General features: G+C 63.7%; 7 protein-coding genes. 4 read left to right on the top strand and 3 right to left on the bottom strand.

The genetic code is table 11. The features are described from left to right. The first annotated feature begins 144 nt into the window (after positions 1–144). Positions 145–1,920 carry an outer membrane beta-barrel protein gene (locus tag FJ967_RS17830; RefSeq protein ID WP_181175950.1) on the top strand — a complete coding sequence of 592 codons (1,776 nt, stop codon included), beginning with the start codon at positions 145–147 and terminating at the stop codon, positions 1,918–1,920. A gap of 56 nt (positions 1,921–1,976) precedes the next feature. On the opposite strand, the gene galU is transcribed toward FJ967_RS17830, so the two are convergent. Beyond that, complete coding sequence (gene galU / locus FJ967_RS17825; RefSeq protein WP_181175972.1) at positions 1,977–2,891, bottom strand: UTP--glucose-1-phosphate uridylyltransferase GalU; 915 nt, start codon at positions 2,889–2,891, stop codon at positions 1,977–1,979. 201 nt (positions 2,892–3,092) lie between these two features. On the opposite strand from galU, the gene FJ967_RS17820 reads away from it, so the two are divergent. Both FJ967_RS17820 and FJ967_RS17815 read left to right on the top strand, forming a co-directional pair. Continuing rightward, complete coding sequence (locus tag FJ967_RS17820; protein ID WP_140733135.1) at positions 3,093–4,316, top strand: lytic murein transglycosylase; 1,224 nt, start codon at positions 3,093–3,095, stop codon at positions 4,314–4,316. 31 nt (positions 4,317–4,347) lie between these two features. Beyond that, positions 4,348–5,580, top strand: a complete 1,233-nt coding sequence (locus FJ967_RS17815; RefSeq protein WP_181175948.1) for a DUF459 domain-containing protein — start codon at positions 4,348–4,350, stop codon at positions 5,578–5,580. Here the strand turns inward: FJ967_RS17815 and FJ967_RS17810 are convergent. Together FJ967_RS17810 and gltB are read right to left on the bottom strand one after the other, a co-directional pair. Beyond that, positions 5,577–7,031 carry a glutamate synthase subunit beta gene (locus FJ967_RS17810; RefSeq protein ID WP_140733134.1) on the bottom strand — a complete coding sequence of 485 codons (1,455 nt, stop codon included), beginning with the start codon at positions 7,029–7,031 and terminating at the stop codon, positions 5,577–5,579. The two genes, FJ967_RS17815 and FJ967_RS17810, sit on opposite strands and share 4 nt — an antisense overlap. Positions 7,032–7,172: 141 nt before the next feature. After that, the gene (gltB, locus tag FJ967_RS17805; RefSeq protein WP_140733133.1) at positions 7,173–11,906 is read right to left on the bottom strand and encodes a glutamate synthase large subunit; all 4,734 of its coding nucleotides are present in this window, start codon (positions 11,904–11,906) and stop codon (positions 7,173–7,175) included. 489 nt (positions 11,907–12,395) lie between these two features. On the opposite strand from gltB, the gene FJ967_RS17800 reads away from it, so the two are divergent. Continuing rightward, a complete protein-coding gene (locus FJ967_RS17800) occupies positions 12,396–13,448 on the top strand; it encodes a low specificity L-threonine aldolase (RefSeq protein ID WP_140733132.1) in 1,053 nt (350 codons plus the stop codon). Positions 13,449–13,458 lie beyond the last annotated feature (10 nt).

Raw genomic sequence — 13,458 nt, 5'->3', positions numbered from 1 at the left:
TCGCGGAATTCCAACGCATCATCAGCCCCTCGAAACAATGGCACTTTAACCCGCGAACGGCGGCCTGCCTCAACCCTCCGTTAACCATCCCCATTTACGGTTCGGTAAGTATGGCGCGCATGCGCCGCGCAAGCAGTGGTGGCGATGTCCGGGGTCCAGCCAGAAAAATCGAGAGGACGACGGGGCAAGGCGGTTTGCGCCTTGCTGCTGGCGACCAGCGTTCTTGCCTTGCTGCGCCCGGCACCCCTCCACGCCCAGGAAACCGAACTTCGTGGAGAAGTCTCCGAATCGGCGATCCTGTCCGACCAGCAGCGCAAGGCGAGAAATCTGGTTCTTGCCCAGCAAGCGGCCCAGGCCGCGCAGGACAATGCGCCGGCGCGCACCTATCTGCCGGCCAGCGCCGGCGCCGTCCCTGACGACACGGATGCTCCAAACGCGACCACCAGCGTCTTCGACCCGCCCCAGGCCGGCGACGACACCGCCGCCGCCGACACGCCTGCCCCGCCCAAGCCGCGCCGCGCACCCCGGCAGAGCGCGGCCGACAAGGCAAAGGACAAGGCTGCCGACAAGTCGAAGAAGAAAAAGACCACCACGGCGGCCACGGATTCGACCACAACCGCCACGACGGGCAAGACCGCGACGACGGACGACACCGACAGCAGCGCGGCGGACCAGGAAGCCGCCAACCGCCGTGCGCTCACCATCGACAGTGTCGACAAGCAGAAACTCGATCCCGGCGCCGAGCGCACCGCTGCGATCGAGGGCCAGAACAAGAAGGCAGAGGATGATCCATTCGCCGCCACCGGCGTCAAATGGGGCTCCTTCGTCATCCGGCCGACCATCGAGCAGGGGCTTACGGCCACGACCAATGGCGATTCGAGCAGTGCCGGCACGTCGGCGGTGCTGTCCGAGACGGCGCTGCGCTTTACCGCCGCCTCCGACTGGCGCGAAAACTCAGCGACAATCGATGGCTACGGCACCTTTCGCGAGACGGTGTCGGGCTACCCGGTCCACGACGCGCAGGGCCGCATCGAGGGTCAGCTCAATGTCGACCTCGACAATGAGCTGCGCGCCATCGCCAAGCTCGGCTACGAAGCCGTGCCGGAATCGGCATCCTCGCCCGATGCCATTGCCGGTGTCAGCACCCAGCCGCTGCGGCAGACGATCGATGGCAGCGTCGCTCTCGAAAAGGCGGTCGGCAAGATGCAGTACACGCTGACCGGCGCCGTCTCGCACGACTTCTACGGCGACGCCAAGCTCTCGGACGGCACCTCGCTGTCGCAGAAGGATCAGGACAACACGCTCTACACCGCGACCTTGCGCACCGGCTACGAGATTTCCCCGGCCCTCACCCCGTTCACCGAAATCGAGGTCGGCCGCCGGGCCTACGACCAGCGCATCGACAATGAAGGCTTCGAGCGTTCCTCGACGCGCCTCGGTGCCCGTGCCGGCCTGCAGCTCGACATGGGTGAGAAACTGTCGGGTGAATTCTCCGCCGGCTGGCTGCGGGAGGCGATCGACGACAAGAGCCTGGAGGCGATTTCGGGTGCCACCGTCAACGCCGACCTCAAATGGTCGCCGGAACGCGGCACCACGATCGGCCTGACCGGCAAGACGACTGTCGAGACCACGACCACATCAGGCGAAAGCGGCGACATCCTCTACTCTGGCCGCCTGACGGGCGAACGCCTGATCCGCGCCAATCTGACCGCGAACGCGGCTCTGGGCCTCGACTGGCGCGACTATGTCGGCATTGACGGCCATGACAGGATCTTGAGCGCGGAGGCTGGCCTGACCTGGTGGCTGAACCGCTATGCGGGCCTCACCAGCCGGGTGAGAACCGAAAAGCTGACCAGCAACCTGCCCGGCCGTGATTACACCGCCAACTCTATCTATCTCGGCGTCAAGGTTCAGCGCTGAAGGCGAATGAGTTCGCGCCGCTCCTTGCTTCGCCCCAAGGTTAAGAAAGCGCGAGCCTAAAATGCGGCGCCCCGCCGCTCGGACGGCTTCATCTCGTCGAGCAGTGTGCGGATGACGCCGGCCATGCTTTGGTTCATGTCGTTGCGCCACAGCGCGAAGGCGACGTTGGCCTCGACGAAGCCTTCCGGCGAACCGCAGTCGAAGGTCCGGCCCTGATAATGGTAGCCGTAGAATTCCTGCTGTTTTTCCAGCTTCAACATCGCGTCGGTGAGCTGGATTTCGTTGCCGGCGCCCTTCTCCTGGCCTTCCAGAATCCCGAAGATCTCGGGTTGCAGGATGTAACGGCCGTTGATGTAGAGGTTGGACGGCGCGGTGCCGGTCTTGGGCTTCTCGACCATTTCGGTGATGCGGAAGCCATGATGCGTGTCCTCGCCACGCCCGACAATGCCATATTTATGGGTTTCGGCCGGGTCGCATTCCTGCACGGCGATGATGTTGTTGCCGGTTTCCTCGTAGAGCTCGACCATCGCCTTCATGCAGCTCTTCTCCGACTGCATGATCATGTCGGGCAACAACAGCGCGAACGGCTCGTCGCCCACCAGTTCACGGGCGCACCAGACCGCATGGCCAAGACCCATCGGCACCTGCTGGCGGGTGAAGCTGGTCTGGCCAGGCGCCGGCTGCAGCCGCTGCAGGCGGGCAAGCTGCTCGTCCTTGCCGCGCTGGGCAAGCGTATCATAGAGCTCGAACTGGATATCGAAATGATCCTCGATGACCGCCTTGTTGCGGCCGGTCACGAAAATGAAATGCTCGATGCCCGCCTCGCGCGCCTCATCCACGACGTACTGGATGACCGGTCTGTCGACGACCGTCAGCATCTCCTTGGGGACAGCCTTTGTGGCTGGGAGAAACCGCGTACCGAGACCGGCGACCGGGAAAACTGCCTTGCGAACTCTCTTCATGCTTTCAATTATCCGTTTGCTGGCCGGCTCCGCAATCCCCGTCTCGCGACATTTTCACGCCGGAATTAAAGATTACTGGGCGGTTGAGGGAAACGTCCACCGGTTAAAGCATCGAGGTGTCTTTTCGTTCCAGGCAACGCCTATGGTAAACTAATTCCTAACCCGGTTCGGCGATGAATGGTCTTTCCTGAGACAGAGAAGGAGGAAAACATGTCCGTTCGCTATGCCGCAAAGCGTTTCACCAGCGTCATGACGGCGGCCGGCCTCTCGCTCGCCTTGCTGATCCCCACAGGGCCGGCCTTCGCCGACGCCGGCTTCAGGCAATGGGTCGCCGGCTTCCGCGCCACCGCCGTGGCGGGCGGCGTTTCCGGCGCCGTCTACGACCAGGCTTTCCGCGACATCAGGGAACCCGATCCAGTGGTGTTGGAAAAGGCGCGCACCCAGCCCGAATTCACCGCACCCGCCTGGGACTATTTCGACAACCGCGTTCATGACCAGTCCGTCTCCGTCGGACAGCAGATGGCGAAAAAGTGGAAGCCTTGGCTGGACAGGATCGAGGCCCGGTTCGGCGTCGACCGCTACGTTCTCCTGGCCATCTGGTCGATGGAATCGAACTATGGCGAGATCCTCAAGCGCGACGACATCATGCGCAATGTCATCCGTTCGCTGGCGACCCTGGGTTATGGCGATCCGAAGCGCTCGAAATATGCCCGCACCCAGCTGGTAGCCGCGCTGAAGATCCTGCAGACCGGCGATATCGACGAAAGCCACCTGATGGGCTCCTGGGCGGGCGCCATGGGCCAGACCCAGTTCATCCCGACCAGCTACCAGCACTATGCCGTCGATATGGACGGCAATGGCAAGCGCGACATCTGGAATTCCATCCCCGATGCGCTGGCGACGTCGGCCAATCTCTTGAAGAAGAACGGCTGGCAGGCCGGCAAGACCTGGGGCTACGAAGTCGCGCTGCCTGCCGGCAAGCTGCCGGGCGGTTCGAAGACGCTGGCGCAATGGCAGGCGCTCGGGGTCGTCAGGGCCAGCGGCAAGCCGTTCAAGAACCTCACCGACAAGGCGACGCTGAAAGTGCCGGACGGCCGTGGCGGACCGGCTTTCCTGATGATCAGGAATTTCTCGGTCATCAAGGCCTACAACAATGCCGACAAATACGCGCTCGCCGTCGGCCTGCTTGCCGATGAGATCGCCGGCGGCAATGGCCTGGTCCAGGATTGGAAACGTCCGTTCACCAAGCTCTCCTTCGAAGAGAGGCAGGAGTTGCAGAAGCGGCTTTCCCAGCACGGCCTTTATGACGGCAAATTCGACGGTAAGATCGGCGACGGCTCCAAGACGGCCATCATGGCCTATCAGGCAAAGGTCGGCTTGACCCAGGATGGCTATCCGAGCATGGAAGTGCTGAAATGGCTCAGGCAGAAATAAAGCCTGACGTGGTTGAGTAGGGAGGGAGCGATTGGTTTGGCCTGCGCGCATCGGCACGTTCGTTCGTCGCATGCCGGTGCTGATCCTGGCCCTCGCCGTGCTCGCCATCGCCATGGCCGGCGCCATCCATGCTCCGGCCATGGCACAGGACCAGCCGCAGCAAAGCCGGGGCTGGTCGTTGCGCGACCTTCTGTTTCCCCGCCGCAGCGAGCGCGTAGAGCCGCCGCAGGACATCCAGAAGGCAAGGCCCAAGCCGAAGAAAAAGCCTCGTGCGCCGCGCCCGCCAGCAGAGCCCGTAACGCCCGTTGCCGAAAAAGCGCCTGATGCCCGCACCGTCCTGGTGGTCGGCGACTTCATGGCGACAGGCCTCTCCGAAGGTCTGGACGAGGCCTTCGCCGAGAATACCGGCGTCCGGATCATTGTCCGCAGCAACGGTTCGTCGGGCTTCGTGCGCGATGATTTCTACAACTGGCCCGAACAGATCAAATCGCTGATCGAAACCGAAAAACCGGCCGCCGTGGTCGTCATGCTGGGTTCCAACGACCGCCAGCAGATGAAGGTCGGCGACGTGCGCGAGCAACCCCGCTCCGAAAACTGGACCAAGGAGTACGAACGCCGCACCGACGAACTCGGCAAGGCGATCGCCACCGCCAAGGTGCCTTTCCTGTGGGTCGGCATGCCGGCCTTCCGGGTGCCGAAGATGACCTCCGACATGCTGGCCTTCAACGACATCTACCACAAGGCGGCCGAGAGCCATGGCGGCGAATTCGTCGATGTCTGGGATGGCTTCGTCGACGAGAATGGTGCCTTCATCACCAACGGTCCCGACATGAACGGCCAGCCGGTGCGGCTGCGCGCCGATGACGGCATCAACGTGTCCAAGGCCGGCAAGCGCAAACTCGCCTTCTATACTGAAAAGCCGCTGCTGAAGATCCTTGGACTGGCGGCGCCTGGAAGCGTCGCACCGGCGGCGGCGCCGGCAGGCGCACCTGTCGAGGCTCCAGCTCCGGCGGCAGCGCCCATCGTTATCGATCGAACCCAGCCGATGCTGCTCAGCGATCCCGCGCTCGACGGCGGCACCGAATTGCTCGGCACCGCCCCTCCGGCACAGGCCAATCCGGCTCTTCCGGGGGAAAAGCTGGTGATCGAGGGCAAGGCGCCGGACGCTTCACCCGGACGCGCCGACGACTTTTCCTGGCCGCCCAAGGCAAGTCCGGCGGCCACGGCCGCTGCAAGCGACACGACGACGGCGATCAATCCTTAGCGCGGCAGCACGCTCGACCCCATCAGCGCCTCGTCGATCGAGCGCGCCGCCTGGCGGCCCTCGCGGATTGCCCAGACCACCAGCGACTGGCCGCGGCGCACGTCGCCAGCTGCATAGAGCCGGTCGACGCTGGTCCTGTAATCGCGGTCATTGGCCTCGACATTCCTCGAGCGGCGGCTGTCGGTGACGATCTTCATCTCGCCTTCGAGTTCAGCCGCCACGCCGGCCGTTGCCGGCCCGGCAAAGCCGATGGCGATGAAAGCGAGGTCGGCGCGGATGACGAATTCGGTGCCTGCGATCGGCTTGCGCCTCTCGTCGACCTCGCAGCACTTTACGCCGGTGAGCTGGCCTTCCTCGCCGATGAATTCGAGCGTCGCCACCTGGAATTCGCGCTCCGCGCCCTCGGCCTGCGAAGACGAGGTGCGCATCTTGGTCGCCCAATAGGGCCAGACCGCGAGCTTGTCTTCCTTCTCGGGCGGTTGCGGGCGGATGTCGAGCTGGGTGACGCGCACCGCGCCCTGGCGGAAGGCGGTGCCGACGCAGTCGGACGCGGTGTCGCCGCCGCCGACGACGACGACATGCTGGCCGCCGGCGATGATCGGATGCGACGGCCAGGCCACCGACTGGATCGGCTCGCCGCCGACACGGCGGTTCTGCTGCACCAGATAGGGCATGGCATCGTGGACGCCGCCGAGATCGTCTCCCGGAATATTGGCCGCGCGCGGCGTTTCCGAGCCGCCGCAATAGAGCACGGCATCATGCTCGGCGAGCAGTTCGGCGACGGGCTTGTCGACGCCGACATTGACGCCGCAATGGAAGGTCACGCCCTCGCCCTGCATCTGCTCGATGCGCCGGTCGATATAGTGCTTCTCGATCTTGAAGTCGGGAATGCCGTAGCGCATCAGCCCGCCCGGGCGGCTCTCGCGCTCATAGACATGGACGTCGTGCCCTGCACGGCCGAGCTGCTGGGCGGCCGCCATGCCGGCCGGGCCGGAGCCGATGATGGCGACCCGCTTGCCGGTCTTCTTCTCCGGCGGATAGGGCCTGATATGACCGGTCTCATAGGCCTTGTCGGCGATAGCCTGTTCGACCGTCTTGATGGCAACCGGAATATCCTCGAGGTTCAGCGTGCAGGCTTCCTCGCAGGGCGCGGGACAGATGCGGCCGGTGAACTCCGGGAAATTGTTGGTCGAATGCAGGTTGCGGATCGCGTTGTCCCAGTCCCTGTTGTAGACGAGGTCGTTCCAGTCCGGGATCTGGTTGTGGATCGGGCAGCCTGTCGGCCCGTGGCAGAATGGAATGCCGCAATCCATGCAGCGCGCGGCCTGTTTCTCGACCTCCTTGTCCGACATCGGCAGCGTGAATTCGCGGAAATGCCGGATGCGGTCGGAGGCCGGCTGGTACTTGTGCACCTGACGGTCGATTTCGAGAAAGCCTGTTACCTTGCCCATGGTCAGTTCCTGCTGTCCAGATGGTGCGGTCTTCGCCGCACCCGTTAACCCCTTGAGGTGGCCGTGGCAACCTTACGCAAGCGGTCAAATTATCGGTGACATCAAGCCGGGAAACCTTGGCTTCCCGGCCCTAGCGAAAATCTATTCGGCCGCGACGCCCATGCGCATGCGTTCCATCTCGATCAGCGCGCGGCGGTATTCGACCGGCATGATCTTGCGGAACTTCGGCCGGAACGTCGCCCAGTCGTCGAGGATCGCGCGGCCGCGCACCGAACCCGTATAGTGCACGTGGTTCGAGATCAGCTGGTAGAGCCGCTCCTCGTCATGGCTGGTCATGTCGCCCGACACGTCGACGCGGCCCTTGTGATCGAGATCGCCGCCATGGTGCAACAGCTTCTCCATCAGGTCGTCCTCCTCCGGAACCGGCTCCAGTTCGACCATAGCCATGTTGCAACGCTCTGCGAAATCGCCGGCTTCATCGAGCACATAGGCGACACCGCCCGACATGCCGGCGGCGAAGTTGCGGCCGGTCTTGCCGATGACGACGACGACGCCGCCGGTCATGTATTCGCAGCCATGGTCGCCGACGCCTTCGACAACGGCGGCGACGCCGGAATTACGCACCGCGAAGCGCTCACCGGCGACACCGGCGAAATAGGCCTCTCCTTCTGTCGCGCCGTAGAGCACCGTGTTGCCGACGATGATGGAGTTGGCGGCGACGATTTTCGCTTCTTCCGGCGGCCGGATGACGATGCGCCCACCCGACAGGCCCTTGCCGACATAGTCGTTGCCGGCGCCCACCAGCTCGAACGAGATGCCGCGCGCCAGGAAGGCGGCGAACGACTGGCCGGCTGTGCCGGTGAGCTTCACCGAAATCGTGTCCTCGCGCAGCCCCTTGTGCTTGAAGCGCTTGGCCACTTCACCCGACAGCATGGCGCCCGTCGAACGGTCGACATTGCGGATATCGACCTCGATCTTGACCGGTTGCTTGGCCTCCAGTGCGGGCTTGGCCAGTTCGATCAGCTTGCGGTCGAGCACATCGTCGATCGGATGCTTCTGCCGTTCGGTCCAGTGCACCGCTTCATGCGGCGCATCGGGCTTGTAGAACATCTTCGAAAAGTCGAGCCCGCGCGCTTTCCAGTGCTGGATCACGTCGCGCTTCTCCAGAAGGTCGGCGTCGCCGATGATCTGGTCGATATGGGTAAAGCCCATCTCGGCGAGCAGTGCCCGCACCTCTTCCGCGACATAGAAGAAGAAGTTGATGACATGCTCGGGCGTGCCCTTGAAACGCTTGCGCAGCACCGGGTCCTGTGTCGCCACACCGACCGGGCAGGTATTGAGATGGCACTTGCGCATCATGATGCAGCCGGCCGCGATCAGCGGCGCGGTCGAGAAGCCGAACTCGTCGGCGCCGAGCAGCGCGCCGATGATGACGTCGCGCCCGGTGCGCAGGCCGCCATCGACCTGCAGCGCCACGCGGGAGCGCAGGCCGTTCAGCACCAGCGTCTGGTGCGTCTCGGCGAGACCCATTTCCCATGGGGAGCCGGCATGCTTGAGCGAGGTCAGCGGTGAGGCGCCGGTACCGCCATCATAGCCCGAAATGGTGATGTGGTCGGCGCGCGCCTTGGCGACACCGGCCGCGACCGTGCCGACGCCGACTTCCGACACCAGCTTGACCGACACGTCGGCCGCCGGATTGACGTTCTTCAGGTCGTAGATCAGCTGCGCCAGATCCTCGATCGAGTAGATGTCGTGATGTGGCGGCGGCGAGATCAGGCCGACGCCAGGCGTCGAATGCCTCACCTTGGCGATGGTCGCATCGACCTTGTGGCCGGGCAATTGGCCGCCCTCGCCTGGCTTGGCGCCCTGCGCCACCTTGATCTGCATTACATCGGAATTGACGAGATACTCCGCCGTCACGCCGAACCGTCCCGACGCGACCTGCTTGATCGCCGAGCGTTCGGGGTTCTTGCCGCCGCCGGGCAGCGGCAGGTAACGGTCGGCTTCTTCGCCACCCTCGCCGGTGTTCGACTTGCCGCCGATCTGGTTCATCGCGCGCGCCAGCGTGGTGTGCGCCTCCCTGGAGATCGAGCCGAACGACATCGCCCCGGTCGAGAAGCGCTTGACGATCTCGGCGGCCGGCATGACGTCGTCGAGCGCCACCTTCTTGCGCCCGGTCTCGTCCGCCAGCCTGATCTTGAACAGGCCCCGAATGGTCTGGGCGCGGGCCGTCTCGCTGTCGATCTGCGCCGAATAGTCCTTGAACGTCTCCCACGAGCCCTGGCGCACGGCGTGCTGCAAGGTGGCGACCGCATCCGGTGACCACATATGCGCCTCGCCGCGCATGCGGAACAGATATTCGCCACCGACATCCAGGCTGTTGCGCAGCACCGGATCGCTGCCGAAACCGTCCGTGTGGCGGCTCACGGTTTCACCTGCGACCTCATCCAGCCCGACGCCTTCGATCAGCGTCGCCGTGCCGGTGAAATATTGCTGTACGAAATCCGACTTCAGCCCGATGGCGTCGAAGATCTGCGCGCCGCAATAGGACTGGTAGGTCGAGATGCCCATCTTGGACATCACCTTGAGGATACCCTTGCCGATCGACTTGATGTAGCGCGACACCACTTCATAGGCGTCGACTTCTTCGGGCAACTCGCCGCGCTTGTGCATGTCGAGCAGCGTGTCGAAGGCGAGGTAGGGATTGATCGCTTCCGCGCCGTAGCCGGCGAGGCAGCAGAAATGATGCACCTCGCGCGGCTCGCCGGATTCCACGACCAGGCCGACCGCAGTGCGCAGGCCCTTGCGGATGAGATGGTGGTGCACCGCCGCCGTCGCCAGCAGCGCGGGAATGGCGATGCGGTCCGGCCCGAGCTGGCGGTCGGACAGGATGATGATGTTGTAGCCGCCGGCGACCGCTGCTTCGGCCCGCTCGCACAGACGTTCGACAGCGCCCTGCATACCGGCCGCGCCCTCGCTCGACCCATAGGTGATGTCGATCGTCTTGGTGTCGAAGCGGTCCTCGGTGTGACCGATCGAACGGATCTTTTCCAGGTCGCCATTGGTCAGGATCGGCTGGCGCACCTCGAGCCGCTTGCGGCGGGAATTGCCGACAAGGTCGAAGATGTTCGGCCGCGGTCCGATGAACGACACCAGGCTCATCACCAGCTCCTCGCGGATCGGGTCGATCGGCGGGTTGGTGACCTGGGCGAAGTTCTGCTTGAAATAGGTGTAGAGCAGCTTCGACTTGTCCGACATCGCCGAGATCGGCGTGTCGGTGCCCATCGAACCGACGGCTTCCTGGCCTGTGGTCGCCATCGGCGACATCAGCAGCTTGGTGTCTTCCTGGGTGTAGCCGAACGCCTGCTGGCGATCGAGCAGGCTGACATCCTTGCGCAGCGCGCGCGGCTCGACCGGCTTCAAATCTTCCAGGATGAGCTGCGTGTTGGTGAGCCAGGTCTTGTAGGGGTGCCTGGTCGCGATCTCCGACTTGATCTCCTCGTCGGGGACGATGCGGCCCTTGGCAAGGTCGATCAGAAGCATGCGGCCGGGCTGCAGCCGCCACTTCTGCACGATCTTCTCCTCCGGCACCGGCAGCACGCCGGCTTCCGAAGCCATGATGACGCGGTCATCGTCGGTGACGATGTAGCGCGCCGGACGCAAACCATTGCGGTCGAGCGTGGCGCCGATCTGGCGGCCATCGGTGAAGGCGACCGCCGCCGGCCCGTCCCACGGCTCCATAAGTGCCGCATGGTACTCGTAGAAAGCCTTGCGGTCGGCATCCATCAGCTTGTTGCCGGCCCAGGCTTCCGGGATCAGCATCATCATGGCGTGGCTGAGCGAATAACCGCCCTGGAACAGGAACTCGAGCGCGTTGTCGAAGCACGCCGTGTCCGACTGGCCGTCATAGGAGATCGGCCAGAGCTTGGAGATGTTGTTGCCGAACAGTTCGGAATCGACCGATGCCTGGCGCGCCGCCATCCAGTTGTTGTTGCCGCGCACGGTGTTGATCTCGCCATTGTGCGCGACCATGCGATAGGGATGCGCCAGCTTCCATGACGGGAAGGTGTTGGTCGAGAAACGCTGATGGACGAGGATCAGCGCCGTTTCGAAACGCGGATCCTTGAGATCCTTGTAATAGGCGCCGACCTGATAGGCGAGGAACATGCCCTTGTAGACAATGGTGCGCGCCGACAACGACACGCAATAGGCGCCGATGTCCTTGTTGTCGTTCTCGGCATAGATGCGGCCCGAAATGACCTTGCGCAGCAGATAGAGCCTGGCCTCGTACTCTTCGTCATCGGGAATATCGGCCGTGCGGCCGATGAACACTTGCCGGTGGAACGGCTCGGACGCGACAATGTCGGGCGCCTTCGACAGCGACGAATTGTCGACGGGCACATCGCGGAAGCCGATGAGCGGCAGCCCCTCGGACTGCGCCGATTCGGCGATGATGTCCTCGATATGGGCGCGAAGGGTCGCGTCCTGGGGCATGAACCAGTGCCCCACGCCATACTGGCCCGCCGCCGGCAGTTCGATGCCTTGCGCCGCCATCTCCTCGCGGAAGAACGCGTCGGGAAGCTGGACCAGCACGCCGGCGCCGTCGCCCACCAGCGGATCGGCGCCGACGGCGCCGCGATGCGTCAGGTTCTCGAGCACGGCAAGCCCGTCCTTGACGATCTGATGCGACTTCACGCCCTTCATGTTGACGATGAAGCCGACACCGCAGGCGTCATGCTCGTTGCGCGGATCGTAGAGACCCTGGGCAGTCGGGCCGTTGGCAGTCCCGTGATTTTTAGTGGAGGTATTTTTGACGGCAGCCGCTTTCGTCTGCGCGGCCTGGCCGTTCGTCGCAGAGAGCGTCAATTCCGTCATCGTCCTGTCCTCCGTTCCGCGCCACCTGGCCTTGGTCAGCCTGGGGCGCTGGTTTGCCTTGGCAAACACTTGGGCTCGCCCTTCATCCTTACGGCACGTCTTGCAAAATCGCCGAACCGGGCGGCGCGCCGCTGGTTCACATCTGGTATCGTACAGGCCAGAGCTGGTCCGTCCACTTGTCGCTCGCGGCAAAAGCCGGAGTGGCCCAAACGATACGCCAATCCATCCTGTTTTGTGCGACAAAATAAGACAGCACTACTGTCCTAAATTTTTATGACAGAAATCCAGAATCCATACAAGACCGATTCACAAAAAACTTGGGCGCGCCGCGACACAAAATTTCGTGAGGCGTTCCAAAAACGTAACCTTCGGTCTTCGAAGCCATCGGACATCGGACACTGGCTTTACTCGTTTTCTTGTATCTGGCTCTTGCGGGCGGGTCATGAAACCGGTCAAGGTCCCCGCGATTTTCCCAACACAGGCAGACGCATGTTCTTCGCTTCCGACAATTGGGCAGGCGCCCACCCAAGCATTGCAGCCGGCCTCTCGGCCCACACCGGAGGCTTTTCGACCGCCTATGGTGACGGCGCCCTCGACCAGGCCGTCTACATCAGGTTCAGCGAGATCTTCGAACGCGAGGTGGCGGTATTCTTCGTGGCGACCGGCACCGCCGCCAATTCACTGTCGCTGACGGCCTACAACAAGCCCGGCGGCATTGCCTTCGCCCACCGCGAATCGCATGTCATCGAGGACGAATGCGGCGCGCCGGAATATTTTTCCGGCGGCTCGCGGCTGCACGCCGTCGACGGCCCTCTGGGCAGGATGGAGCCGCACAATCTGGACAGGACGATCGGCCGTTTCGCCGGCGAGATCGTGCATTGGGGCCGGCCGATGGCCGTCTCGATCACCCAGTCGACCGAGGTCGGCACGATCTATGGCCTGGACGACATCGCGGCGATTTCGGCGATCGCCAAACACCATTCCGTGCCCTTGCACATGGATGGCGCCCGCTTTGCCAATGCGCTGGTCGCGCTCGACACCACACCGGCCGAAATGACCTGGAAGCGCGGCGTCGACATCCTGTCCTTCGGCGGCACCAAGAACGGCTGCTGGTGCGCCGAGGCGATCGTGCTGTTCGATCTCGACCGCGCCAGGGAACTGGCCTTCCTGCGCAAGCGCGCCGCACAGCTGTTCTCGAAGTCGCGTTTCGTCGCCGCGCAGTTCGAGGCCTATTTCAAGGACGGGCTTTGGCTGGATACCGCCAGGCATGCCAACGCCATGGCGGCGCGGCTCGCGGCGGCGATCGAGGATTCGGCGACGGCCAAGCTGGCCTGGCTGCCGCAGGCCAATGAAGTGTTTGCCGTGATCAAGAAAACAGAGGCCGAGAAGCTGCAGGCGGCAGGCGCGGCCTTCTATGACTGGCACAGGCCGCACGGCTTTGACGGCCACATCGGCGAGGATGAACTGCTCTATCGCTTCGTCACCAGCTTCGCCACGACCTCGGAAGAAGTCGACCGTTTCGGCCAGCTGATCGCCGGATAACCAACCTTCG

This window comes from Mesorhizobium sp. B2-3-4, assembly GCF_006442315.1.
Lineage (GTDB): Bacteria > Pseudomonadota > Alphaproteobacteria > Rhizobiales > Rhizobiaceae > Mesorhizobium.
The sequence above is the reverse complement of the archived record's forward strand: the minus strand, read 5'-3'. Positions and strand labels throughout refer to the sequence as shown.

Bases quoted from the DNA above. Each gene is read 5' to 3' on its own strand.
- gltB (WP_140733133.1), bottom strand. From the start codon at position 11,906: ATGACGGAATTGACGCTCTCTGCGACGAACGGCCAGGCCGCGCAGACG.
- FJ967_RS17820 (WP_140733135.1), top strand. From the start codon at position 3,093: ATGTCCGTTCGCTATGCCGCAAAGCGTTTCACCAGCGTCATGACGGCG.
- FJ967_RS17800 (WP_140733132.1), top strand. From the start codon at position 12,396: ATGTTCTTCGCTTCCGACAATTGGGCAGGCGCCCACCCAAGCATTGCA.
- FJ967_RS17810 (WP_140733134.1), bottom strand. From the start codon at position 7,031: ATGGGCAAGGTAACAGGCTTTCTCGAAATCGACCGTCAGGTGCACAAG.
- FJ967_RS17830 (WP_181175950.1), top strand. From the start codon at position 145: ATGTCCGGGGTCCAGCCAGAAAAATCGAGAGGACGACGGGGCAAGGCG.